General features: G+C 65.8%; 27 protein-coding genes. 20 read left to right on the top strand and 7 right to left on the bottom strand.

The genetic code is table 11. From position 1 onward, the window contains the following. Positions 1-119 precede the first annotated feature (119 nt). Positions 120-1,424, bottom strand: a complete 1,305-nt coding sequence (locus BMY12_RS00435; protein WP_093280589.1) for a glycosyltransferase — start codon at positions 1,422-1,424, stop codon at positions 120-122. 208 nt (positions 1,425-1,632) lie between these two features. Here BMY12_RS00435 and dusA point away from each other — a divergent pair, with 208 nt between their 5' ends. From dusA to BMY12_RS00420, 3 genes are all read left to right on the top strand, one after another. Next, on the top strand, positions 1,633-2,622 hold the full coding sequence (gene dusA / locus BMY12_RS00430; RefSeq protein WP_436278851.1) for a tRNA dihydrouridine(20/20a) synthase DusA: 990 nt from the start codon (positions 1,633-1,635) through the stop codon (positions 2,620-2,622). A gap of 67 nt (positions 2,623-2,689) precedes the next feature. Further along, the gene (locus tag BMY12_RS00425) at positions 2,690-3,202 is read left to right on the top strand and encodes a peptidylprolyl isomerase (RefSeq protein ID WP_093280586.1); all 513 of its coding nucleotides are present in this window, start codon (positions 2,690-2,692) and stop codon (positions 3,200-3,202) included. Between the two features lie 15 nt (positions 3,203-3,217). Beyond that, the gene (locus tag BMY12_RS00420) at positions 3,218-3,943 is read left to right on the top strand and encodes a UDP-2,3-diacylglucosamine diphosphatase (protein ID WP_093280585.1); all 726 of its coding nucleotides are present in this window, start codon (positions 3,218-3,220) and stop codon (positions 3,941-3,943) included. A gap of 4 nt (positions 3,944-3,947) precedes the next feature. On the opposite strand, the gene pspF is transcribed toward BMY12_RS00420, so the two are convergent. Next, positions 3,948-5,000: a phage shock protein operon transcriptional activator gene (gene pspF / locus BMY12_RS00415; protein ID WP_177188807.1), complete on the bottom strand. Its 1,053-nt coding sequence runs from the start codon at positions 4,998-5,000 to the stop codon at positions 3,948-3,950. 190 nt (positions 5,001-5,190) lie between these two features. On the opposite strand from pspF, the gene BMY12_RS00410 reads away from it, so the two are divergent. The 15 genes from BMY12_RS00410 (at position 5,191) to BMY12_RS00340 (ending at position 18,201) form a co-directional block, all read left to right on the top strand. Then, on the top strand, positions 5,191-5,460 hold the full coding sequence (locus BMY12_RS00410) for a hypothetical protein (protein ID WP_093280583.1): 270 nt from the start codon (positions 5,191-5,193) through the stop codon (positions 5,458-5,460). Between the two features lie 11 nt (positions 5,461-5,471). Then, positions 5,472-6,197, top strand: coding sequence for a PspA/IM30 family protein (locus tag BMY12_RS00405; protein WP_366516764.1), 726 nt, complete (start codon positions 5,472-5,474; stop codon positions 6,195-6,197). A gap of 3 nt (positions 6,198-6,200) precedes the next feature. Beyond that, entirely contained in the window at positions 6,201-6,446 is a 246-nt protein-coding gene (gene pspB, locus BMY12_RS00400) for a hypothetical protein (protein ID WP_093280580.1), read from the top strand. Beyond that, a complete protein-coding gene (locus BMY12_RS00395) occupies positions 6,433-6,840 on the top strand; it encodes a PspC domain-containing protein (RefSeq protein ID WP_177188768.1) in 408 nt (135 codons plus the stop codon). Before pspB ends, BMY12_RS00395 begins: the two co-directional genes overlap by 14 nt. 99 nt (positions 6,841-6,939) lie before the next feature. Then, complete coding sequence (locus tag BMY12_RS00390) at positions 6,940-7,575, top strand: TetR/AcrR family transcriptional regulator (RefSeq protein ID WP_093280576.1); 636 nt, start codon at positions 6,940-6,942, stop codon at positions 7,573-7,575. A 45-nt stretch (positions 7,576-7,620) separates the two neighbouring features. Continuing rightward, complete coding sequence (locus BMY12_RS00385; protein ID WP_245732278.1) at positions 7,621-9,984, top strand: efflux RND transporter permease subunit; 2,364 nt, start codon at positions 7,621-7,623, stop codon at positions 9,982-9,984. Between the two features lie 13 nt (positions 9,985-9,997). Further along, entirely contained in the window at positions 9,998-11,344 is a 1,347-nt protein-coding gene (locus tag BMY12_RS00380; RefSeq protein WP_093280575.1) for a DUF1329 domain-containing protein, read from the top strand. Positions 11,345-11,467: 123 nt separating this feature from the next. Continuing rightward, a complete protein-coding gene (locus tag BMY12_RS00375) occupies positions 11,468-12,013 on the top strand; it encodes a glycine zipper 2TM domain-containing protein (protein WP_093280574.1) in 546 nt (181 codons plus the stop codon). Between the two features lie 20 nt (positions 12,014-12,033). Further along, positions 12,034-12,684, top strand: a complete 651-nt coding sequence (locus BMY12_RS00370; protein WP_143068786.1) for a hypothetical protein — start codon at positions 12,034-12,036, stop codon at positions 12,682-12,684. 40 nt (positions 12,685-12,724) lie between these two features. After that, the gene (locus BMY12_RS00365) at positions 12,725-13,402 is read left to right on the top strand and encodes a response regulator transcription factor (protein ID WP_093280569.1); all 678 of its coding nucleotides are present in this window, start codon (positions 12,725-12,727) and stop codon (positions 13,400-13,402) included. Further along, positions 13,381-14,757, top strand: coding sequence for an ATP-binding protein (locus tag BMY12_RS00360; protein WP_245732277.1), 1,377 nt, complete (start codon positions 13,381-13,383; stop codon positions 14,755-14,757). Before BMY12_RS00365 ends, BMY12_RS00360 begins: the two co-directional genes overlap by 22 nt. Before the next feature lie 89 nt (positions 14,758-14,846). Next, the gene (locus BMY12_RS00355) at positions 14,847-15,512 is read left to right on the top strand and encodes a cysteine hydrolase family protein (RefSeq protein WP_093281576.1); all 666 of its coding nucleotides are present in this window, start codon (positions 14,847-14,849) and stop codon (positions 15,510-15,512) included. 15 nt (positions 15,513-15,527) lie between these two features. Continuing rightward, positions 15,528-17,114 carry a regulator gene (locus BMY12_RS00350; RefSeq protein ID WP_093280568.1) on the top strand — a complete coding sequence of 529 codons (1,587 nt, stop codon included), beginning with the start codon at positions 15,528-15,530 and terminating at the stop codon, positions 17,112-17,114. Between the two features lie 35 nt (positions 17,115-17,149). Continuing rightward, complete coding sequence (gene biuH, locus BMY12_RS00345; protein WP_093280567.1) at positions 17,150-17,833, top strand: biuret amidohydrolase; 684 nt, start codon at positions 17,150-17,152, stop codon at positions 17,831-17,833. Continuing rightward, the gene (locus BMY12_RS00340) at positions 17,830-18,201 is read left to right on the top strand and encodes a cupin domain-containing protein (protein ID WP_245732275.1); all 372 of its coding nucleotides are present in this window, start codon (positions 17,830-17,832) and stop codon (positions 18,199-18,201) included. The genes biuH and BMY12_RS00340 overlap by 4 nt, the downstream gene beginning before the upstream one ends. A gap of 23 nt (positions 18,202-18,224) precedes the next feature. Here BMY12_RS00340 and BMY12_RS00335 read toward each other — a convergent pair whose 3' ends face one another. From BMY12_RS00335 to orn, 3 genes are all read right to left on the bottom strand, one after another. After that, positions 18,225-19,202 (bottom strand): DUF6976 family protein, encoded by a 978-nt coding sequence (locus tag BMY12_RS00335; RefSeq protein ID WP_093280562.1) that lies wholly within the window; start codon positions 19,200-19,202, stop codon positions 18,225-18,227. 23 nt (positions 19,203-19,225) lie between these two features. After that, positions 19,226-19,447 (bottom strand): hypothetical protein, encoded by a 222-nt coding sequence (locus tag BMY12_RS00330; RefSeq protein ID WP_093280560.1) that lies wholly within the window; start codon positions 19,445-19,447, stop codon positions 19,226-19,228. Positions 19,448-19,636: 189 nt separating this feature from the next. Beyond that, positions 19,637-20,197, bottom strand: coding sequence for an oligoribonuclease (gene orn, locus BMY12_RS00325; protein ID WP_093280558.1), 561 nt, complete (start codon positions 20,195-20,197; stop codon positions 19,637-19,639). 113 nt (positions 20,198-20,310) lie between these two features. Between orn and BMY12_RS00320 the strand changes: the two genes are divergently transcribed. After that, positions 20,311-20,646, top strand: coding sequence for a 4a-hydroxytetrahydrobiopterin dehydratase (locus BMY12_RS00320; protein WP_093280556.1), 336 nt, complete (start codon positions 20,311-20,313; stop codon positions 20,644-20,646). A 41-nt stretch (positions 20,647-20,687) separates the two neighbouring features. Here BMY12_RS00320 and recR read toward each other — a convergent pair whose 3' ends face one another. Next, positions 20,688-21,287 (bottom strand): recombination mediator RecR, encoded by a 600-nt coding sequence (recR, locus tag BMY12_RS00315; RefSeq protein ID WP_093280554.1) that lies wholly within the window; start codon positions 21,285-21,287, stop codon positions 20,688-20,690. A gap of 11 nt (positions 21,288-21,298) precedes the next feature. Next, positions 21,299-22,120, bottom strand: coding sequence for a posphoenolpyruvate synthetase regulatory kinase/phosphorylase PpsR (ppsR, locus tag BMY12_RS00310; RefSeq protein WP_093281572.1), 822 nt, complete (start codon positions 22,118-22,120; stop codon positions 21,299-21,301). Positions 22,121-22,273: 153 nt separating this feature from the next. Here ppsR and ppsA point away from each other — a divergent pair, with 153 nt between their 5' ends. After that, positions 22,274-24,652 carry a phosphoenolpyruvate synthase gene (gene ppsA / locus BMY12_RS00305; protein WP_436278850.1) on the top strand — a complete coding sequence of 793 codons (2,379 nt, stop codon included), beginning with the start codon at positions 22,274-22,276 and terminating at the stop codon, positions 24,650-24,652. Positions 24,653-24,660 lie beyond the last annotated feature (8 nt).

The following is a 24,660-nucleotide window of genomic DNA, read 5'->3' as shown; positions in this document are numbered from 1 at the left end:
GCCTGCTATTTCGAGGGCACGTCAAGCTGATTCAATGGCGCGAATGATGGCACTGCGCTCAGAGGCAAATTCCGGCTCAGCGCCTGCCGGTATGCGGCGCGGCAAGGCACATTGGCCGCTCAGGCGGGCATCGTCGCGACGGTGCGGTGTCCGCGTCTGCGGTATTGCGCGGCGTGCGCTTCGATCAGCGCCACTGCGCGCGCCACACCTTGCTCGGCTGCGATGCAGCGGCCGAATTGCGCGGCCTTGTCGCGCATCACGGTGTCGCTCGCCACGCGCCGCAGCGCGGGCGCCAGCACCTTGGCGCTGAGCTTGGACATGCGGGGACCCCGCAGCCCGATGCCGAGCCTGGCGATGCAGTCGCCCCAGGCGAATTGATCCACCACCCGCGGCAGGATGATGCCCGGCACACCGGCGCGCACGGTGTTGGCGGTGGTCCCGGCGCCGCCGTGATGCACCACGGCCGCCATGCGCGGGAACAACCAGGCATGCGGCACATCATCGATGAACAACACATCGCGGCCGCAATCATCCGCACTCAAGCCGCCGCCGCCACCCGAGAGCAAGACCCCACGCTGGCCGGCCTCACGCAGGGCCTGCACGGCCTCGCGGGTCATGCGCTGCGGATCTTCGCCGCGCATGCTGCCGAAGCCGATGTAAACCGGCGCCGGACCGGCGGCGAGAAAATTCAGCAGCGCCTGCGGTGGCTGCCAGCCCGGGGCCGGATCAAGCTGCCAGGCGCCGGTGACGTGGCAGCTGGCGTCCCAGTCTGCCGGGCTCGGCAGGATCGAGGGGCTGTAGCCATGCAGAACCGGCGCGCCGCTGGGCTGGCGCGCGGCGAGCATCGCCGCATAGCTGTCCCAGGGCGGCAAGGCGAAACGCTGTGCACGCCAGCGACTGACCGCCGGACCGATGTTGTGACCGATGATCTTCAGGGCCAGACGATGCGTGAAACGGTTGTAGCCGGCGCCCAGCGAGCGGCGCAGCGGCAGATAGAAGCTGGGGAACTCGGCCGTGGGCAGCATCGGATGCAGGAAGGCCGTGGCCATCGGCAGATCCAGGGCATCGGCGATCTCCACGCCACCCGGCGCAATGCCGGTCTGCAGCACGAAGTCGGCATCCTGCGCAGCAGCCAGATAGTCCTCGCAAAGGCCGACCAGGTCCGCCAGGAGCTTTTCCTTGGGCTTGGGCGCGCCGGGCAGCGGCTTGCGGCCTTGCTTGCGCGCCTGTTCCGCCTCGCGCAGCGCCGCCACCAGATCGAAGCTGACCGGATACGCCGCGACACCATAAGCACGCACCCAGTCGCTGTAGCGCGGCGAACAGGCCAGCTTGGCCTGATGTCCGGCTTTTTGCAGACCGACGGCCAGCGCCAGGAACGGTTCCACGTCGCCACGCGAGCCCAGCGTCAGAATCGTGATCTTCATGTCTGCTTTTTGCCCCCGCCTGCCTTGCCTTCATCATGAACAGGCCGGACCCGGCCCCGGTAGCGCCTTTTTCTGATGCGGCTGTGCTCGCAAACCGCCAGGGCACGCGGGACGATGCCTCGCTCGGGCTAAAATGCACGGCCTTTTCATCTCACGGCTGCCCGCCATCGATACGCCCTCCTCACCCTGGCGCTTCTGCGTCGCCCCGATGCTGGACTGGACCGACCGGCATTGCCGGTTTTTCTTCCGGCAACTGTCGCGCCATGCGCGGCTGTACACCGAGATGGTCACCATCGGCGCGATCCTGCACGGCGATCGCGAGCGCTTCCTGCGTTTCGACGCCGCCGAACACCCGGTGGCGCTGCAACTGGGCGGCTCGGATCCGGAAGCACTGGCGCGCTGCGCGGCGATCGGCGAGCAGTTCGGCTACGACGAGATCAATCTGAACTGCGGCTGCCCTTCCGACCGCGTGCAGGGCGGCGGCTTCGGCGCCTGCCTGATGAACGACCCCGCCCAGGTCGCCAGCGCGGTGCGCGCGATGCGTGCCGCCACGGCGCTGCCGGTCACCGTCAAGCATCGCATCGGGGTCGATGACTCCGATGAATACGAATTCATGCGCCGCTTCGTATCGAGCGTGGCCGAGGCCGGCTGCACGGTGTTCATCGTCCACGCCCGCAAGGCCTGGCTGCAGGGTCTGTCGCCGAAGGAAAACCGCGAGATTCCGCCGCTGCGCTATGAGGCCGTGCACCGCCTCAAGCAGGAATTCCCGCAGCTCACCATCGTGCTCAACGGCGGCCTGCGCGATCTGTCCCTCTGCGCGGAGCATCTGCGGGATCTGGACGGCGTGATGCTGGGCCGCGAGGTCTACGAAAACCCCTATCTGCTGGCGCAGGTGGACGGCGCGCTGTTCGGTGACACGCAGACGCCGCCGACCCGCGACGAGGTGCTGGCCGCAGTGCAGGAATACACGGCGCGGCAGCTCGCGCAGGGCGCGGCGCTGAATCACATCAGCCGCCATATCCTGGGCCTGTACCGCAATCAGCCCGGCGGCCGCGCCTTCCGCCGCGTGCTGTCGGAGCGCGCCTGCCGCCCGGGCAGCGATGCGCGCCTGCTGGGCGAGGCACGCGCCGCCATGGACGGGTTACTATCGCCGCCCGAAAACCAGAGCGCGCAGCGCAGTCCCGCCGCCCCGGCCTGAAGCCGCCAGCGCGGGAACCGCCCGCCGACCGAACCTTTCATCACAAACTCTTCAACGAGGAATTCTCATGAGCAACGCCAGCCCCGTCCGCGTCCAGATCGACACCAACCTGGGCAGCATCAGCCTGGAACTGGACGCCGCCCGCGCCCCGCTCACCGTCGCCAACTTCGTGCAGTACGCCGAAGACGGCCATTACGAGGGCCTGGTGTTCCATCGCGTGATCCGCGGCTTCATGATTCAGGGCGGCGGCTACGATGAGCGCAACAGCCAGCGCAAGACCCGCGCGCCCATCGCCATCGAATCCAGCAACGGTCTGAAGAACGCGCGTGGCACCATCGCCATGGCGCGCACCAACAATCCCAACTCGGCCACCTCGCAGTTCTTCATCAACCACAGCGACAACGACTTCCTCGACTATCCCGGCCAGGATGGCTACGGCTACACCGTATTCGGCGCCGTGACCTCGGGCCTGGACGTGGTCGACAAGATTGCCGAGACGCCCACCGGCGCGCTGCCGCCCTTCGGTCGCGACGTGCCGCTGACGCCGGTGGTGATCAACAAGGTCAGCGTGCTGAAGTAAGCCGCCGTCGGCAGCATGATTCTGCTGCTCTCCGATCTGCACCTGCCGAGTACGCCCTCGCCGCTGCGCGAGGGCTTCCGGCGTCTGCTGCAAGGCCCGGCGCGGCAGGTGCAGGCGGTCTACATCCTCGGCGATCTGTTCGAGTACTGGGTCGGTGACGATCTGGGCCTGGACGATTACGCCGAGGAAGCCGCCGCGCTGCGCACGCTCACTGCCAGCGGGGTGCCGGTGTACTTCATGGGCGGCAATCGCGACTACCTGGTGGGCAAGCGCTTTGCGCAGGCCACCGGCGTGCAGCTGCTGCCCGATCCGCTGCGCATCGAGCTGGGCGGACGCGCCACCCTGCTCTCGCATGGCGACCGCTACTGCAGCGATGATCGCGCCTATCAGCGCTGGCGGCGCATCTCGCGCAACCGTTTCGGCCTGGCCATCTTCGGCCTGCTGTCACGGCAGCGCCGGCGCAAAATCGCTGCCTCGCTACGCGCGCGCAGCAACAGCGACAAGCGCAACAAGGCCGAGGCGATCATGGACGTGAACGCACAGGCCATCGCCGCTGCGATGCGCGAGCATCAGGTCACGCGCCTGATTCACGGCCACACGCATCGGCCGGCGGACCATCGCGTGCACCTGGGCACGCAGCGCGGCGAGCGGCTGGTGCTGGCCGACTGGCATCCGCAGCGCATGGAATATCTGCTGATCGACGAGCGGGGCGTGGCGCAGCGGCGCCTGCTGGAAGGCTGATCGCTCAGGCGCCGCCGGCGGCTTCGGCGTCCAGCAGCTTGTACTTGCGCAGCAGGCCGCGCAGCTGGTGATAGCTCAGCTGCAGCAGCTCGGCGGCCTTGCGCTGGTTGTAGCGTGCCTCGGCCATCGCCTGACGCAGCAGACTCACCTCGTATTCCGAAACCGCATTCTCGAAGTTCTGCGGCAGCTTGCTCGCCGGGGTCTCGGGCGGCGCTTCACGCAGGACCGGCGCGCTGACCCCCGTGCCCGCCAGCCCCGGCGAGAGTGCTGCGCGCGGACGAAACGGTGACCGGAAAGGATCGAACTCGATCTCCTCCACCACGCGCTTTTCGTTCTCCAGGCGATACACCGCGCGCTCCACCACATTGCGCAGCTCGCGGACATTGCCCGGCCATTCATGCGCCAGCAGCGCACGCTCGGCCGCCGGCGCAAAGCCGGCAAAGTATTCGCGGCCCAGCTCACGCGCCATGCCCTCGGCGAACTTCTGCGCCAGCAACAGGATGTCCTCGCGCCGCTCGCGCAGCGGCGGCACCGTGATCACGTCGAAGGACAGGCGATCCAGCAGGTCCTCGCGAAAGCGTCCGGCCTGCGCCAGCGCCGGCAGATCGACATTGGCGGCGCCGATCAGGCGCACATCGACCTTGATGGTCTCGCTGGAGCCCACACGCTCGAACTCGCCGTACTCCACCACGCGCAACAGCTTCTCCTGCAGCTGCAGCGACATCGAGGCCAGCTCATCGAGAAACAGCGAGCCGCCGCTGGCCAGCTCGAAGCGGCCGGTGCGTGCCCTGGCCGCGCCGGTGAAGGCGCCGGAGACATGGCCGAACAGCTCGGATTCCAGCAGCTCCTGATTCAGCGCCGCGCAGTTGAATTTCACGAAGGGCCGCGCCCAGCGCTCGGAGAGATAGTGCACGCGCGCGGCAATCAGCTCCTTGCCGCTGCCACGCTCGCCGATGATCAGCACCGGTTTGCGCAAGGGCGCGATGCGCGAGACTTTTTCCAGCACCGACAGGAAATTATCGGATTCACCGAGAATCGCATCGGGTGCTTCGCGCAGGTCCATGGCGGCATTCTGCTAGAAAGTGGCGATTTATACCAATACCTGGCTTAATCACCCGGGGAAGCCGGACCAAGGCCCGAACGCAGAAAATTTAATATCTTTCAAATCATGATGTTATTTAAATTTTTTAGCCTGGCACGGCCCTGGCTATATCCCTCCCGTCAATCACTCACACGGGAGTTTCACCATGTTCAACAAGCATCTGATCAGCGCCGCCAGCTCTCTGAGCCTGACGCTCGCCCTGTTCACCGGTATCGAGGCTTATGCCGCCAATCTGGCGCGCACGCCGTTGCAGGGCAGCACGCAGACCGCGCCGCAAGCCGGCTTCCAGAACGAGCTGAGCCAGGCACTGGAAAACGAGCGCCGTGAACTGAAGGACAATATGCTGGCGCAGACGCTTGCGCAGCTGCCGGAGTTTGCGATCGAGGCCCAGCAGCGTCAGGTGGCGCAGCGCTGAAAACGAGGCCGATGAGCACGGCCGGCCGCCAAACCCGCTCAACCGAGGACCAATGGATGGGTATTTTTTCAAGAACGCGCGATGTGATCGACGCCAACCTGGGCAGCCTGCTCAGCAAGGCCGACGATCCGGCGAAGATGGCGCGTCTGATCATCCAGGAAATGGAAGACACGCTGGTGGAAGTGCGCTCGACGGCGGTGCGCTTCCTGGCCCGCAAGCGCGAGCTGCAACGCCTGAGCGAGACCCTGAACACCGAAGCCGCCGACTGGGAAGCCAAGGCCGAGCTCGCGCTGCGCAAGGACCGCGAGGACCTGGCGCGCGGCGCCCTGGCCGCCAAGGCCCGCGCCGTCTCGCGCAGCCAGGAAGCCCGGCAGGAGCTCAAGCATGTCGATGAGGAAATCGGCAAGCTCGACGGTGACATCGCGCGCCTGCGCGCCAAGCTCAGCGAGGCCCGCCAGCGCCAGAAGGCGATCAGCGTGCGCAACCAGAGTGCCAGTTCGCGCCTGAAACTGCGCGAGCAGATGGACGATGGCCGCCTCGCCAGCACGCGCGCGGCGCTGGACGAGGCCGAACGCGCCACCGATGAGCTGGAAGCGCGCGTCGATGCCTATGATCTGGGCGCGGATCGCCTGCGCGACGAGTTCGCACGCTTGTCCGAGGACCAGCTGGAATCCGAGCTGGCACAATTGAAAATAAAGACCGGCAAACAACAGAAGCCGGAAAGCAATCGGGAGTAAACGGTGGAAGCCCTGACCGACATTCTGGTTCCGATGACCGCCATCATCGGCCTCTTCGTCGTCCTGCCTTATCTGTTCCTGCGCCACGCCGCGCACAAGCGCGAGCTGGAGCTCAAGCATCGTCCGCAGGTCGCCGATCCGCAGTTGCTGGAACTGGCGCAGCGCATGGAACAGCGCATCGAGGCCCTGGAGAAGCTGCTGGACGTGGAAGTCCCGGGCTGGCGGGAGAAGCACCGTGAGCAAGCCTAACGCCCCGCGTGACAGCGACGGCACGCTGTCGAAGATCCGCCGCTATCCGGGCGCCGGCTGGGTGGCCGGTGTCTGCGCCGGCATCGCCGACTACTTCGGCTGGAACCTCAAGCTGATTCGCGTGCTGTGGGTGCTGGCGCTGGTGTTCACCGGTTTCTTTCCGGCCGGCGTGGTGTACCTGGCGCTCTGGTTCCTGATGGATCCGGCCGATGGCCGCCCGGAGCAGCAGCCTTCGCATCGCAGCGACGGCGTGCGTCTGGCGACCCTGAACATCAGCCCCGGCGACGTGCGGCAACGCTTCGAAAAACTGGAACGCCGCCTGCAGCAGATCGAAGCCTGTGTGACGCAGGAGGAGCTGGATCTGCGCCGCCAGTTCCGCAATCTGGAAACCTGAAAACAGCCCCGACCGTGGAAGAAAGAGCCGGCGTTCACGCCGGCTTTTTTTCTTTGTGCTGGCGTGTCGCAGCCAGTTCAAGGAAAATCGCCAACCACCATGCCGCGCAAACCCGCCCACGAACAATTCGACACGCAGAAAGTCATCGAGGAGCAGGCCTTTTCCTTGTTCGGCCGCTTCGGTTACGAAGGCGTGTCCATCGGCGATATCGCCAAGGCCGCGCGTCTGTCCAAGGGCGCCCTGTACTGGCACTTCTCCGGCAAGGATGCGCTGTACTTGAGCTGCCTGCAGCAGCTGCACGCCATCTTCGAGCAGTATGTGTTCACCCCGATGCGCAGCGAGACCGATCCGGTGCGCGGCGTCCTGCATGTGTTCACCGGCCTGCAGACGCTGATGCAGGACCCGCGCATCGGCAAGGGCGTGGCCGGTTACTGGCTGATCCCCTCGCGTCCCGAAACCGCGCCGCTGATGGCCGCGCAGCGCGCCTTCGAACAGAACTGCATCGAGACCCTGAGCGCGACGCTGGCGCGCGCCCAGCAGCAGGGTCAGTTCGATATCGCCGGCGAAGTCGAGCCGATGGCGCGCGCGATCATCGCCCTGATCGAAGCCTGCGTGGTGCCGATGCGCCAGTACACACCCGAGGAGATGCGCGGCATCCTCGCGGCGCTGGCACGCACCCTGTTCCGCGCCTACGCGCGCTCCGAAGAACTGCTGGCACTGGCACGCAGCGTCTGAGCCGCGCGCTGCGGACCGGCCCTCACCAGGATCCCAGGCCTTTTCGTGACGCGCACCACCGACCGCATCCTTCACGCCGTCATCCCGCTGGTCTATGCGCGCCGCACGCTGAGCTTCACGGTGCTGGCACTGTTCACGCTGTTCATGGCCTGGCAGGCCGCGCAGCTCAAGCCCGATGCCGGCTTCGACAAGCAGATTCCGCTCGATCATCCCTACATGCAGGTGTTCAAGCGCTATGAGCAGAGCTTCGGCGGCGCCAACCTGATCTCGATCGCCCTGATGCGCAAGGATGCACAGGGCGATATCTACACCCCGGAATTCATGGCCGCGCTGCATGCGCTCAGCGATGCGGTGTTCTTTCTACCCGGCGTGGACCGCTCGCGGGTCACGTCCCTGTTCACGCCCGGCGTGCGTTATCTGGAAGTGGTGGAAGGCGGCTTTGCCGCCGGCGATGTGGTGCCGCGCAATTACGCGCCCACACCCGAGATGCTGGCAAAAATCCGCAGCAATGTCGGCAAGGCGGGCCTGATCGGCCGTCTGGTATCGCTCGACCAGCGCGGCGCGCTGGTGGTGGCCGAGCTGCTGGAGCACAACCCCGTGACCGGAGCCAGGCTCGACTATGCGCAGGTGGCGCAACAGCTGGAAGCGATCCGTCAGCGCTTCCAGAGCGAGGCCTTCGAAGTGCGCATCATCGGTTTTGCCAAGGTGCTGGGCGATGTCTCCGAGGCCAGCCACGAGGTGCTGGGCTTTTTTGCCATCGCGCTGCTGGCCACCCTGCTGCTGCTCTGGCTGTTCTGCGGCTCGCTGCGCCTGGCGCTGTTGCCGCTGGCCGCGGCGCTCACCGCCGTGGTGTGGGAACTGGGTCTGCTGCATCTGGCCGGCTTTGGCCTGGACCCTTTCGCGATTCTGGTGCCCTTCCTGATTCTGGCCATCGGCGTTTCACACGGCGTGCAGTACGTGAACAGCTGGGCCCATGAGATCGCGCGCGGCTCGCCTTCGGCGCTGGACGCCTCGCTGGCCACGTTCCGCCAGCTGTTCATCCCCGGCACGGTGGCGATCCTCACCGATGTGATCGGCTTCGCCACCCTGGCCTTCATCCAGATCGAGATCGTGCGCGAGATGGCGATACACGCGGCGCTGGGCATGGCAGCGGTGATCGTCACCAACAAGCTGATGCTGCCCATCGTGCTGTCCTGGCTGCGCCTGCCCTCGGTGAACCGCTTCGTCGCCGCGCAGTGCCGGCGCGAGACTTTCGGCGAGCGCCTGTGGCGACCGCTGTCGGTATTCGCCAGCGCGCGCGGCGCAATCCCCGCGCTGCTGCTGGCCGGCCTCGCCCTGGCCTGGGCCTTGATCGAGTATCCGCAGCTGACCGTCGGTGATCGTCAGGCCGGCGTGCCGGAGCTGCGCCCCGACAGCCGCTACAACCAGGACTCGCGCGCCATCGTGCAGAACTTCGCCATCGGCGTGGATGTGCTCAAGGTGATGGCGGTGGGCGCGCCTTACGCCTGCGTGGACAGCGCCAGCATGGAAGCCGTGGACGATCTGGCCTGGCGCCTGCGCAACACGCCCGGCGTGCAATCGGTGCTGGCCCTGCCGCAGCTCGCCAAGCAGGTGCGCGCCGGCTGGTACGAGAACGCCCCGAAGTGGCGGGTGCTGCCGCGCAATCGCGAAGCCCTGGGCCAGCTGGTCTCCCCCATTCCCGGTTCCCTGGGCCTGGCCAACCCCGATTGCAGCGTGATGCCGCTGCTGGTGTTCATGCGCGACCATCGCGCCGACAGCATCGATCAGGTGATTGCCACTGTGAACCGCACGCCGCCAGCGCCGGGCCTGAAGTTCGAACTGGCCTCGGGCAATGTCGGCGTGATGGCCGCCACCAATGCCGAAATCCGCGCCCGCGAGCTGCTGGTGATCATCTGGGTGCACGCCACGCTGGGCCTGTTCGCCTGGCTCTCGTTTCGCAGCCTGGTGGCCGTGTGCAGCATTCTCACGCCGCTGATACTGTGCTCTCTGCTCACCTATGGCGTGATGGCGCAACTGGGCATCGGCATGAAACCGGCCACGCTGCCGGTGGCCGCCTTCGGTGTCGGCATCGGCGTGGACTACAGCATCTACTTATGGAGCGTGTTCGCACGCGAACTGAGCGCCGGCCACGGCCTGCGCGAGGCTTATTTCCAGGCGCTCTGCCATACCGGCAAGGCGGTGATTTTCACCTCTGCCTCGCTGCTGCTCAGCGTCTGCACCTGGCTTTGGTCCAGCCTGCAGTTCCAGGCCGACATGGGCCTGCTGCTGCTGTTCATGTTCAGCGCCAATCTGTTCGGCGCGATACTGCTGCTGCCGGCACTGGCCTGGCTGCTGCTCCGGCATCGAGCACTGAACCAAGGCCCGCGCGACGGCGTCCAAAGTATCTAGACGAGCCAAACCGATGAAGACCTCCGCATCCTGGCTGCTCACCGTCCTGGCCTTGGCGCCACTGGCTTCCGCCGCCGCCAAGGTGCCGACGGCGGAAGCCGCGCAGCTGGGCCAGAACCTCAGCCCCATCGGCGCCGAAGTCGCGGGCAATGCCGCCGGCACCATTCCGAAATGGAGCGGCGGCCTTTCGCAGCAGAGCATGCAGCGCGGCGACAACCCCTACGCCGCCGATGCGGTGCTGTACACCATCACCGCGCAGAACATGGCCAAGTACGCGGACATCCTCAGCGAAGGCCACAAGGCGCTGTTCGCCACCTTCCCGGATTACCGCATGAAGGTCTATCCGACCCGGCGCAGCGCCTCTTACCCGCCCTGGTTTTACGAGGCCACTAGGCAGAACGCCACGCGCGTGGAACTGACCAACGAAGGCTACGGCTTCTGCTGCGCCGCGCAGGGCTATCCGTTTCCGATTCCGAAGAACGGCACCGAGGTGATGTGGAATCACATCATGCGCTACAACACGCGCGGCCTGCGCGGCTACCTGGATTCCGCCGCCACCGCTGCCGACGGCAGCTATGTGATTCAGCGCGACTATGTGCAGCTGAGCTTCGTCTACAACGACCGCGAGGCCACGGTGGACTCGCTCAAGGGCATGAATCTCTACGCCCTGCAGAAAACCGTCGCGCCGCCGAATCTGGCCGGCGAGGCACATCTGCTGCACGTGCCCATCGACCGCATCAAGGACCAGACCGGCGTCTGGGTCTACAACAACACCGTCGGCCGCGCGCGCCGCATCGGGGAGGTGGGCTATGACAACCCGCTCTACGATGGCCTGATGACGCACGACCAGCTCGACATGTTCAACGGCCCGCTGGACCGTTACAGCATCAAGCTGATCGGCAAGAAGGAAATGCTGATCCCCTACAACAGCTACAAGCTCTACGATCCCAGGCTCAAGTACCGCGACATCGTCGCCAAGGGCCACATCAACCAGGAGCTGGCGCGCTACGAGCTGCACCGTGTCTGGGTGATCGACGCCGAGGTGCGGCAGGGCTTTGCGCACCGCTACAAGCGCCGGCGCTTCTATCTGGATGAGGACTCCTGGATCGTGCACGCCGAGGACATCTACGACGAGCGCGAGCAGTTCTGGCGCTGCGCCGAATCGCACTCCATCAACTTCGCCAACCTGCCGGTGATGATCAACGGCGTGCAGGTGCATTACGACCTGCAGTCGCGGCGTTACGTGATCATCAACATGAGCAATGAAGAGCCGAAAATGATGGAGTTCGACCTGGCCGGCAAACCCGGTGACTACACCCCGGCCACGCTCAAGCGCTTCGCTACCGCGCAGGCCAACTGAAACGCGAAAAGTCAGGATTTGCCCGACCGCCACGGGCTCTGTCTTCAGGGTCAATTCAGTTACTTGGCGTAGTTTTTCAGGCATCACGAAGCCGGCATCCCGCCGGCAGGGGTGGAGCCCGCCATGTACAAGTCTCTTCTGGTCACCGGTGTTTGCGCCGGCCTGCTCGCCGGACCGGCTTTTGCGCAGCCCTACGGCTACGACGACGGCAATGATCGTCCCGAATATGCCCGGGTGATCCGCACCCAGCCCGTCTACCAGAGCGTGCGCGTGGACGAGCCGCGCCAGGAGTGCTGGGACGAACCGGTGTCCTACGCCGACCCGCGCTACCAGAACAACGTCACCGCGGGCGGCCTGATCGGCGCCATCGCCGGCGGCGTGATCGGCAACCAGTTCGGCGGCGGCGCGGGCCGCGTGGCGGCCACCGCGCTGGGCGCGGTGGTGGGCGCCAATGTCGGCGCCGGTGCCGCCGCCGCCAACACGCCGTACGTGGCGCACGAAGGTTACGAGCAGCGCTGTCGCGTGGTGCCCAACTCGCATGTCGAGGACCGCGTGATCGGCTACGACGTCACCTATCGCTACGGCGGCCGCAGCTACACCACCCGCCTGCCCTACGACCCGGGCGACCACATCGCCGTGGATGTGGACGTGCAGCCGAGGGCCTACTAAAGTCCGCAGCGATGTCCAGGTTGACCCGAATCACGACGCTCATCATGGCCGGCGCGCTGATGCTCGCCGGCCATGCTGCATGGGCGCGTGACAATCAGGACCAGCCGCAGCAGCGCCGCCTGTTTGGCATCCTGCCGCCACAGTCGCAGCAGCGTCAGCAGGCCGCGCCACCATACGAGCAGCGCCAGGACGCACCGCGCGCTTACCAGGACTACGGCCAGGACCCGCGCCGTTATCAGGGCTACGGCTATCCGCAGGCCGATCCGCGCGCCCAGCCCCGCTACGCGCAGCCGCGCTATGCCGATCCGCGTTATGGCGGCTACGGTCAGGCCCAGACGCCGCAGGACCCGCGCAACGATGGCCGCTACCGGAATGATCCCTATGCCCGCGGCTACGACAATGACGGTCGCGGCTATCAGGATCCGCGTTACGCCGCACCGCGCGCTTCCGTCGATGACAATCGCAGCCGCTCGCTGCTGCCCGGCCTGCTGGCCCCGCGCCAGCGCGACTCGCGCCAGGACGGCTACGGCGGCATGAACTCCGATCAGGCGGCACGGGAAGTGCAGTCGCGCCACGGCGGCCGCGTGCTGTCGGTGCAGCCGGACGGTTCCGGCTACCGGGTGAAGACGCTCAAGGATGGCGAGGTGCGCATTTATCAGGTCTACCCCTGATAGCATGCGCATCTGATCCGGTCACCAAGGGGAAACAAGCATGCGGGCTCTGGTCATTGAGGACGATCCCGATCTGCGCGAGCAGGTCAGCCGCTTTCTCAGTGCGGAAGGCTTTGCCGTGGACAGTGCCGCCGACGGCAAGGACGGCGCCTACATCGCGCAGGAATATCCGGCCGATATCGCGGTGGTCGATCTGGGTCTGCCGGGCTTGTCCGGCATCGAGCTGATCCGCCAGGTGCGCAAGGCCGGACGCAAATACCCGATCCTGATTCTCACCGCCCGCGATGGCTGGCAGAGCAAGGTCGAGGGCCTGGAGGCCGGTGCCGACGATTACCTGGTCAAGCCCTTCCACAAGGAAGAGCTGCTGGCGCGCGTGCGTGCCCTGGTTCGCCGTGTCGGCGGCTGGGCGCAGTCGCAGCTGCAGAGCGGACCTTACATCGTCGACATCGGCGCCAAGTCGGTGAGCGTGGACGGCAAGCCGGTGGAACTGACCAGCTATGAATTCCGCGTGCTGGATTACCTGCTGACCCACGCCGGCAAGGTGATCTCCAAGAGCGAGCTCACCGAGCATCTCTATACCGAGAGCGAAGAACGCGACAGCAATGTGATCGAGGTCTTCATCCGTCGTCTGCGCGCCAAGCTCGACCCGGACAGCCAGTACAACCCGATCACCACGCTGCGCGGCTCCGGTTACCGGTGGGATTTGCCGCGCGCCTGATCGCGGCGCTGCCGCGAGTCCAGCTGCGCTCCTTCCGGTCGCGGCTGCTGGCCGCCACCGCGACCCTGCTGCTGGGTTTCGTCGTCCTGGGCGGCGTGGCCCTGGAAAAAGCCTTCGAGAGCGCCTTGCTGCAGTCGCAGCAGGACAAGCTCGAAGGCCTGATCTACGCCCTGCTGGCCGCCGCCTCCACCAACCGCCAGGGGGAACTCACCATCACCCTCGACGCGGTGCCGGACCGGCGCCTGCGCGAACCCCTTTCCGGCCTGCAGGCGGCGCTGTTCGACGAGCGCGGTGTGATGGTCTGGGCCTCCACCCAGGAGCTGCAGGCCACTCCGCCGAGCAAGCCGGCGGTCGGCGAATGGCGCTTCGAACACCTGCGCAAGCCCGACGCCTTTCGCCTGAGTTTCGGCCTGCGCTGGATCGACAGCGACGGCAACGAGCCGCGCCTGTTCACGGTCAGCGTGATCGACAACACCGCCTCGTACGAGCGTCAGGCCCAGGTGTACCGGCGCACGCTCTGGGGATGGCTGGGCGCCACCGCCGCGAGTCTGTCCATCGGCCTGCTCGTCATCCTGCGCTGGGGCCTTCTGCCGCTGCGCCGGATCGGCGATGAGCTGCACCGCATCGAGAAAGGCGAGCAAGGCGAAATCCTGGGCGAGTACCCCGACGAACTCAAACCGCTCACCCGCGATCTGAACGCCATGATCGTCAGCGAGCGCAGCCAGCAGACGCGTTACCGCAATGCTCTGGGCGATCTCGCCCACTCCCTGAAGACGCCGCTGGCCGTGCTGCGCGGCCTGGGCAGCGATCAAGAGATTCCCGATCCGCAGCGCCTGCAGCTCGATGAGCAGCTCAGCCGCATGCACCACATCGTCGATCATCAGCTGCGCCGCGCGGCCGCCGTCGGCAGCCGCACGCTCACCGAGCCGGTGGCGCTCAAGCCGCTTTCTGACAAGATCATGCAGGCGCTGGCCAAGGTCTATTCCGAACGCGCGATCCGCTTCGAGAACGAACTCGATGTGAATCTGCGCCAGCGCGCCGATCAAGGTGATCTGTACGAGATGCTCGGCAATCTGCTGGAGAACGCTGCCAAGTACGGTCAGCAGCGCGTGCGCCTGTCCGCGCAGAACGAGGCGCGTCTGACGCTGCTGCACATCGACGACGATGGTCCCGGCTGGCCGGATGAACCCCAGAAGCTGTTGCAGCGCGGCGTCCGCGCCGACACCCGCAAGCCGGGCCAGGGCATCGGTCTGGCCGCCGTGCACGAAATCGTGCAGGCCTACGGCGGCGAGCTGCGTTTCGGCCACTCGCCCCTGGGCGGTGCAAGAATCAGCCTGGTGCTGCCCTCCCGCTGAGCAAATCCCAAGGTTTTGTGCCGCCGCCGCGTCCGCCGGGGGCGGCATGAATGCTGCTTGTATACAAGAAAACGGGCAGCGGGGGCGCCATGGCGCGGCAGATCGAGGCACAGCCTTACCACCTGGCTTTTGCGCCGGAGAGCACGGCGCTGCTGATCATCGACATGCAGCGCGACTTCGTGGAGCCCGGCGGCTTTGGCGCGATGCTGGGCAATGATGTCGGCAAGCTGCGCGTGGCCATCGAACCGATCCGCCAGCTGCTCGCCGCCGCCCGCAAGGCCGGCCTGTTCATCCTGCACACCCGTGAGGGCCATCGCCCGGACCTGAGCGATGCGCCGCCTGCCAAGCTCAGCCGTGGCGGCGGCCCCCAGCGCATCGGCGATGCCGGCCCCATGGGCCGCATCCTCATTCGTGGCGAACCCGGCCACGACATCATTCCCGAGCTGTATCCCTTGCCTGGCGAGCCGGTGATCGACAAGCCCGGCAAGGGATCCTTTTGCCAGACCGATCTGGAACTGATTCTGAAGAACCGCGGCATCCGCACCCTGATCGTGTGCGGCGTGACCACCGAGGTCTGCGTGCACACCACGGTGCGCGAGGCCAACGACCGCGGTTTCGAATGCCTGGTGCCGAGCGATTGCGCGGCCTCCTACTTCCCGGAGTTCCACGAGGTCGCGCTGCGCATGATTCAGGCGCAGGGTGGCATTTTCGGCTGGGTGTCCGACTCGGCCAAAGTCATCGCCGCATTGAGTTGAGATAAGGGGGTCATCATGACGAGCAGCAACACGGTCAGCGCCACGCCCAAGCTTTGGGTGCCCGGCGACTGGAATGCCTTCTTCGGCTTCGGCACCAACATCCTGGTCAACATGCTCACGCTCACGGCGCTGCTGCGCTATGTGCTGAAGCTGCCGGATGCGCTGGTGTTCGGACGCATCCTGCCGGCCACCGGCCTGATGCTGTTTCTATCCACGATCTACTACGCCTATCTGGCCTACCAGCTGGCGAAGAAGACCGGCCGCAACGATGTCTGCGCCCTGCCCTCCGGCATCAGCGTGCCGCATATGTTCGTGGTGGTGTTCGTGATCATGATGCCGATCGCCGCTGCCAGCGGCGATCCGATCAAGGGCTGGGAGGCTGGCCTCACCTGGGTGTTCGTGCAGAGCTTCGTGCTGATGGCCGGCGGCTTCATCGCCCCCGCGATCCGCAAGATCACGCCGCGCGTGGCCCTGCTCGGCGCGCTGGCCGGCGTGTCCATCGCCTTCATCTCGCTCAAGCCGGCGCTGGACATGTATCTGGATCCGGTGATCGGCCTGGTCTGCTTTGCGATTCTGATTGCCAGCTGGTTCGGCGGCATGCGCTACTTCAAGGGCATGCCGGCGGGACTGGTGGCGATTGCGGTGGGCAGCCTGATCGCCTGGGGCGGCAGCGCGCTGGGCTTCTCCTTCGGCGGCATGAGCCTGGACAAGCTCGGCAGCTCCTTCGCCAGCTTCGGCTTCTCGGTGCCGCTGCCGGCAGTCAGTCATGTCTTCTGCGGCTTTGAATACCTGGGTGTGATTCTGGTCACCGCCATTCCCTTCGGCATCTATGACCTGGTCGAGGCCATGGATAACGTCGAGAGCGCGGAGGCCGGCGGCGATCATTTCCCCACCACGCGCGTGCTCACCGCCGATGGCGTGGTGAGTCTGGTCGGCTGCCTGCTCGGCAATCCCTTCATCAATGCCGTGTACATCGGCCATCCCGGCTGGAAGGCCATCGGCGGGCGCATCGGCTATTCCGCCGCCACCGGCGTGATGGTGCTGATCCTGTCCTGGTTCGGCATCCTGGCGGTGATGATGGCGCTGATTCCGGTGGTGGCGATCTCACCGATCCTGCTCTACATCGGCATGCTGATCGGCGCACAGGCCTTCCAGGAAACGCCGCGCAATCACGCCCCGGCGGTGATCGTGGCGCTGATTCCGCAGGTCGCGGCCTGGGGCAAGCTGCAGATCGACAATGCCCTGGGCGCGGCCGGCACCAATGCCGCGACCGTCGGCTTCGACAAGCTCGGCCAGACCGGTGTGCTCTACCACGGCCTGGAACTGCTGGGTGGCGGTGCCATTCTGGTGAGCCTGATCCTGGCAGCGATCACGGCGCTGGTGATCGACCGCCAGTTCAGCAAGGCGGCGGCCTTCGCCCTGGCCGGCTGCGTGCTGACCTTCTTCGGCTTCATGCACGGCGAGGCCATCGGCATCGCCAAGACCCTGCCGGTGGCGGGCGCCTATCTGATCGTCGCCGTCGCCCTGCAGATCTGCGCACGTTCGCTGGCCACGGCTGCGGCGCCCAGACCGGCGATGCCCAGCGGCGCCGAGCCGGCCTGAAAGCCGTCCTCATCTTTCCCAGAGCATAGAGACTCATGAGTTCACGTCATCTGGTTTCCGAACCCTATCCCTGGCCGTACAACGGCGATCTGCGTGCGGAGAACACCGCGCTGATCATCATCGACATGCAGACCGATTTCTGCGGGCCCGGCGGCTACGTCGACAAGATGGGCTATGACCTCTCACTCACACGCGCGCCGATCGAACCGATCGGCCGCGTGCTGGCGCGCTTCCGCAAGCTGGGCTTCCATGTCTTCCACACCCGCGAAGGCCATCGCCCGGATCTCGCCGATCTGCCGGCCAACAAGCGCTGGCGTTCGCAGCGCATCGGCGCCGGCATCGGTGATCCCGGGCCTTGTGGCCGCATCCTGGTGCGCGGCGAGCCGGGCTGGGACATCATTCCCGAACTGGCGCCCCTGCCCGGCGAGCCGATCATCGACAAACCCGGCAAGGGCTCGTTCTGCGCCACCGATCTGGAACTGATCATGCGTGTGCGCGGCATCGACAATCTGATTCTCACCGGCATCACCACGGACGTGTGCGTGCACACCACCATGCGCGAGGCCAATGACCGTGGCTTCGAGTGCCTGATGCTGGAGGACTGCTGCGGCGCCACGGACTATCAGAACCATCTGCATGCCATCAAGATGATCAAGATGCAGGGCGGCGTGTTCGGCGCGGTGGCCACGTCCGAGCAGCTGCTGCAAGCGCTGTCGTGAGTGCAGACCCTGCGGCAAAGAAACGCATCGCGCCGCTGAATCTGCCGCAACTGCTGGCGCAGGCCGAGGCGCAGGGTTGGCAGCCGTTCCACAGCGGCATCGACTGCTACCCGATCTACGCCGAGGGCGAGCAAGGCCCGGCGGCGATGCTGCTGCGCTACCAGGCCGGCGCGCACGCGCCGCCGCATCTGCATCAGGGCTTCGAACACATCCTGGTGCTATCCGGCAGCCAGACCGACGAGCGCGGCCGGCACGGCGTGGGCACGCTGCTGATTCAGGAACCCGGCAGCGAGCACCGCCTTTACAGCGAGGACGGCTGCGTGGTGCTGGCGATCTGGGAGAAACGGGTGAAGATGCTCGCCGGATAGTCACCCGGCGAGCACGCAAGGACTCAGGCGTCGTAGATCTTCAGATACACCAGCGTCTGATTGAGCAGCTGATAGGCGATCTCGCCAAAAGTGACCGGGCCGGTCAGCGTGCCGGTCTTCTTGCCTTCGAGCTGTGAGTACAGGTAGTTGAGAATGCAGTTGCAGGAGAACTCGGGGTTCACCAAGCCTTCCGGAATCTGCCGGGCAAAAGCCTGCTCATAGTCCGCCACCGGCTGCGCGAAACGATATTCCACGCTGCGGAACACCGGCGCATAAAGCTCCACCTTGCCGCTGGCGGCGTCGATGCTCTTGACGCTGACGTTGATCATCTCGCCGTGGTAATTGGCGACCAGCGGCAGGCGCGTGTCGATCTTGTTGCGCGTGAGGTACTGCGCAAAGTTGTCGGGCGCGCCGTTGACCGTGCAGGCGCCGACCGTGAAGCCCTCGTCCTCGAAGCGCAGCGCATCGCCGTCACCCTGCTTGAACAGGTTGAGGATGCCGATGCAGGCGAACTTGTCTTCCGGCAGCGTCGCATGCAGCGCCACGGCGCCTTCGCCGAGCACCTCACCGGTGGCACCGTTGAAGACCTTGGGCGCGGCCTTGCCCAGGTCGGCGAGATCGATGCCGGCGATCCAGCCGATGATCTGCTTCATGAACAGGCCCGGGAACTCCGGTGCATGCTGGCCGTAGCGCAGATGCGCCTGGCTCATGCCCGGAATGATCAGTACGGTGAAGCCGTGCTCCGGCGAGTCGGCGACGATCTGGCTGAGCTGGTCGACACCGTAGCTGCGGATGCTCACGCCGCTGACCTGTGGCATTTGCTGCTGCACGAAAATCAGTTCGCGGCTGAAGCAGCCGCCGGCTTCGTCCATGAAATAGGGAATGGTGCCGCCGATCCAGTTGCCCTGCGGCAGCTGTGCGAGCAGCTTCTCGTCGCCGGCCAGGTACAGGCACTCGCCTGCACGCAGGCGGGCCGCCACTTCTTCAGGTTTCATCATCATGTTCGTGGTTCCTTTTCCGATCCTTAGAAGAGCGTCTCGAGCTCGGCGGCGTAGATGCGTTCGTACTTGGTGAAAAAGGCGTGCACCTCGTCGATGCAGGCCCGCAGCGTCTCGGCCGAGCCGTTTTCAGCCAGCTTGCGCTGGCACTGATTGAGCATCATGTTTCCGGCAAACACGCGGAACTGCACCTTGACCTCGCCTTTTGCGAGTGCCGCCCATTTGGGATGCGATTTCGGGGGGATCATGAAATTTCCTGTCGCTGGTCCTTGCATATGAGAGGCCGTGTCTCGCCTGCCGCCTTTGCCTGACGCATCAGCCTGCTGACTCCGCAGAACCGCCGGAATCCCAAGGACAGGAAAACGAGGACGAACCGACCCCAAGCCCGCAGCTTTGCTGCGCGCTCGTATGCTAGGAATGGTTCGAGGACTTGAGCGCTAAGCGGCGACCGGCGGCACTTTTAGGAAGTGCTGCCGGTAATGGCGCAATTCGGCGATCGAATCACGGATGTCGTCGAGTGCCAGATGCCGTGACTCCTTGGCAAAACCACGTGCGATCTCCGGCGCCCAGCGCTGGCACAACTCCTTGAGCGTGCTCACGTCCAGATTGCGGTAGTGGAAGTAGCGCTCCAGCTGCGGCATCCAGCGGGCCAGGAAGCGGCGGTCCTGGCAGATCGAGTTGCCGCAGATCGGCGACTTGCCGGCCGGCACCCAGCGCTGCAGGAAGGCCAGGGTCGCGGCTTCGGCGGCGGCATCGTCGATGCGGCTCTCGCGCACGCGCTGGGTGAGCCCGGAACCGCCGTGCTGCCGGGTGTTCCAGTCATCCATGGCCGCCAGCTCCTGCTCGCTGCGATGCAGGGCCATCACCGGCCCTTCGGCGAGCACATTGAGCTGGGCATCGGTGACGATGGTGGCGATCTCGATGATGCGGTGCCGCTCCGGAATCAATCCGGTCATTTCCAGATCGATCCAGATCAGATTGGTCTCGCTCGCCGCCATGTCCAGTGCCCCGTTCCGGTCTTGAAGACCGGCAATGGTAGCGGCTTCCGACGGACGCGCGGGATGCCGGCTAGAATGCCGGCCCAAATATCAGACCGGAGCGAGAGCCCACCATGAGCGAACTGGCCACGCGACGCTGCAAGCCCTGTGAAGGCGGAGTGCCGGCGCTGGATCTCGGCGCCGCCGCCAAGCTCAAGGAACAACTCGATGGCCGCTGGAAATGGGCCCGCGAGGGCAAGGCCATCGAGGCCGTCTTTGCCTTCGACAACTATTACCAGACCAGTGCCTTCGTCAACGCCGTGGTCTGGATCGCCCACACCAGCGATCACCATCCGGAAATCAGCTTCGGCTACAAGAACTGCACGGTGAGCTACTGGACGCACGCGGTGAACGGCCTGACCGAGAACGACTTCATCTGCGCAGCGCGCATCGACGCCCTGCTGGCTTGATTGCCTCTGCAGTGAAGGCCCGCGTGCGGGCAGCCCCGCGCCTACAGGACGCGGCGATCGCTCAGGGCGTGGGCCAGGGTGCCGCCGTCGATGTACTCCAGCTCGCCGCCCATGGGCACGCCATGGGCGATGCGTGAGACGCGGATCTGCCGCGACTTGGCCAGCTCGGCGAGATAATAGGCCGTGGCCTCGCCCTCCACCGTGGGATTGGTGGCGATGATCAGCTCCTGCACCCAGCCCTGATCCAGCAGCGCTTCCAGCTGCGGCAGGCCCAGCTCCTCGGGGCCGATGCCATCCAGCGGCGAAAGCCGCCCCATCAGCACGAAGTAGCGGCCGCGATAGCTGGTGCCGGCGTCGATCGCCATCAGATCGGCCGGCCCCTCCACCACGCAGAGCTGGCCGGCCTGGCTACGCGCCGCACTGCAGTAGCGGCAGCTTTCGTCCTCGCAGAACATCCGGCACTGCGGGCAGCGGCCGATGCCGGACAGCGCCTCGCCCAGCGCGCCGCCCAGCAGCTGCGCCGCCTCGCGGTCACGGTCCAGCAGGTGGAAGGCCATGCGCTGCGCCGATTTGGGGCCCACGCCGGGCAGACGGCGCAGGGCGTCGATCAGGCGCTGCAGGCGCGGACTGTAGCTGCTCATGAGCGCCTGCCTCAGAAGGTCTGCCGACGCAGACCTTTTTCCTGCATCACCACCGAGGCCATCTCTTCCACCGACATATTGGTGGAGTCGATGTAAGGGATGCCCTGACGCTGATACAGGCGCTCGGCCTGGCGCAATTCATAGGAGCATTGCGCCAGCGAGGCGTAGCGCGAGCCGGGACGGCGCTCGGTGCGCACCTGGTGCAGGCGCTCCGGATCGGCGATCAGGCCGAAGCAGCGCCCGGCGTGTTCCTGCAGGGATTTGGGCAACACCAGCTTTTCCAGATCGTCCTCGGTGAGCGGGAAATTGGTGGCGAACAGGCCGTGCTGCAGGGCCAGATACAGGCAGGTGGGCGTCTTGCCGCAGCGCGACGGCGCAATCAGGATCACGTCGGCACGCGACAGATCGCGGGTGGAGGCACCGTCATCGTGCTCCATGGCGTAGTTCATCGCCGCGATGCGCGCGTTGTAGCGCGCGGTGTTGGCGCCGCCGTGGGCGCGGCCCTGGGCGTGCGTGGAGCTTTGCCCGATCTCGGTCTCCAGGATGTTCACGAAATGATCGAACAGGTCCAGGAACAGGGCGTTGGCGCCGCGCAGGATCTGCCGCACCTCGTCGTTGACCGTGGTGCTGAACACCAGCGGCCGGTACTCGCTCTGCGAGGCGACGAAGTTGATGTAATCGACGATGCTGCGCGCGCGCTCGGCCGAGTTGATGAACGGCAGCGTGTTTTTCTCGGTTTCCAGTCCGTCGAACTGGGTGAGCAGGGTGTTGCCGAGGGTCTCCGCGGTGATGCCGGTGCCGTCGGAGACGAAAAAGACCATGCGTTGTGCCATGCGCGCAGTGTCGTTTTTTTTGCCGCCGCTGGCCAGTGTGCCCGGGTAGGCGCGAAGCTTGCTCGCTTTTTTGTCAGAATAGCGCCCCCTGCCGGCACTGGCCGGCCGGGGCCACAAGACACACCCCATCAATAGACCATTAGAGAAGCGACCATCGTGACCCGCAACGTCCTCTGGTATTCCGAACTCGGCATGCATGATGTCGAGATCGTCGGCGGCAAGAACGCCTCGCTCGGCGAGATGATCCGCAACCTCGCCCAGTCCGGCGTGCGCGTGCCCAATGGCTTCGCCACCACCGCAGAGGCCTACCGCGAATTCCTGGCCTATGAGGGCCTGTCCGCGCGCATCGACGGCATGCTCAAGAGCCTGGACATCGAGGATGTCACCGCCCTGGCCAGGACCGGCAAGGCGATCCGCGAGGCCGTGCTCAAGGCGCCCTTCCCGGTGGCCCTGGAAAACGAGATCCGCAGCCATTACGAGCAGCTGGTGGCCGAATCCGGCCAGGCGATCTCGGTGGCGGTGCGCTCCTCGGCCACCGCCGAGGACCTGCCGGACGCCTCCTTCGCCGGCCAGCAGGAAACCTTCCTCAACGTCGACGGCATCGAGAACGTGCTGCACGCGATCAAGGAAGTGTTCGCCTCGCTGTACAACGACCGCGCCATCGCCTACCGCGTGCACCACGGCTTCGAGCATTCCGTGGTGGCGCTGTCCGCCGGCGTGCAGCGCATGGTGCGCTCCGACAAGGGCTCCTCCGGCGTGATGTTCACCATGGACACCGAATCGGGCTTCCGCGACGCGGTGTTCGTCACCGCCTCCTACGGCCTGGGCGAGGCCGTGGTACAGGGCTCGGTGAACCCCGACGAGTTCTACGTCTACAAGCCGAACCTGCGCGCCAAGCGCCCGGCGATCCTCAAGCGCGGCCTGGGCGAGAAGGCCAAGAAGCTGGTCTATTCGGCCGACCGCACGGTGGGCAAGACCATCGAGTTCCAGAACGTCACCCAGGCCGAGCGCAACCGTTTCTGCCTGAGCGATGCCGAAGTCGAAGCCCTGGCCGCGCAAGCCCTGATCATCGAGGACCACTACCAGCGTCCGATGGACATCGAGTGGGGCAAGGACGGCGTCGACGGCCAGCTCTACATCCTGCAGGCGCGTCCGGAAACCGTGCAGTCGCGCGCCAGCGCCAATGTGCTGCGCCGCTACAAGCTCAAGGGCAAGGCCGGCAAGAAGCTGGCCGAAGGCCGCGCCATCGGCCAGAAGATCGGCGCCGGCGCCGTGCGCCTGCTCAAGTCCATCGAGGAAATGAACCGCGTGCAGGCCGGCGATGTGCTGGTCACCGACATGACGGACCCCGATTGGGAACCGGTGATGAAGCGCGCCAGCGCCATCGTCACCAATCGCGGCGGCCGCACCTGCCATGCCGCCATCATCGCGCGCGAGCTGGGCATTCCCGCCGTGGTCGGTTGCGGCGACGCCACCGAGACGCTCAAGGAAGGCCAGGCCGTGACCGTGAGCTGCGCCGAGGGCGACACCGGCTACGTCTACGAGGGCAACATCGACTTCTCGGTCGATGAAATCGCGCTCGACAAGATGCCGGATATCCCGGTCAAGATCATGATGAACGTCGGCACGCCCGAGCAGGCCTTCGACTTCGCCGCCCTGCCCAACAAGGGCGTGGGCCTGGCGCGCCTGGAGTTCATCATCAACCGCCAGATCGGCATCCACCCGCAGGCCCTGCTGGAGCTGGAGCAGCAGCCGGCCGAGTTGCGCCGCATCATCGACCCGATGATCGCGCCCTACGGCAGCCCGGTGGACTACTTCGTCAAGCGTCTGGCCGAGGGCGTGGCCACGCTGGCGGCGGCCTTTGCGCCGGAACCGGTGATCGTGCGCATGTCGGACTTCAAGTCCAACGAATACGCCAACCTGATCGCCGGCAAGCGCTACGAGCCGCACGAAGAAAACCCGATGATCGGCTTCCGTGGCGCCTCGCGCTACATCGCCGCCTCCTTCCGCCCCTGCTTCGAACTCGAATGCCGGGCGCTGAAGTACGTGCGCGACGAAATGGGCCTGACCAACGTCAAGATCATGATCCCCTTCGTGCGCACGGTCTCCGAAGCCCAGCAGGTGGGCGAGATTCTCGCCGCCAACGGCCTGAAGCGCGGCGAGAACGGCCTGCAGCTGATCATGATGTGCGAGCTGCCCAGCAACGCCGTGCTGGCCGACCAGTTCCTCGATCACTTCGACGGCTTTTCGATCGGCTCCAATGACATGACCCAGCTGACCCTGGGCCTGGACCGCGACTCGGGCCTGATCGCGCATCTGTTCGATGAGCGCAATGATGCCGTCAAGGCCATGCTGCACATGGCCATCCAGGCCTGCCGCAAGCGCGGCAAGTACGTGGGCATCTGCGGTCAGGGACCGTCCGACCATCCGGATCTGGCCAAGTGGCTGCTCGACGAAGGCATCGAGACCATTTCGCTGAATCCGGACACGGTGGTCGAGACCTGGCTGTTCCTGGCCGGCCAGAAGTCTTAAAAACACGC

This window comes from Solimonas aquatica, assembly GCF_900111015.1.
GTDB classification, from domain to species: Bacteria; Pseudomonadota; Gammaproteobacteria; order Nevskiales; family Nevskiaceae; genus Solimonas; species Solimonas aquatica.
This window is presented reverse-complemented; position numbering and strand designations above follow the sequence as displayed.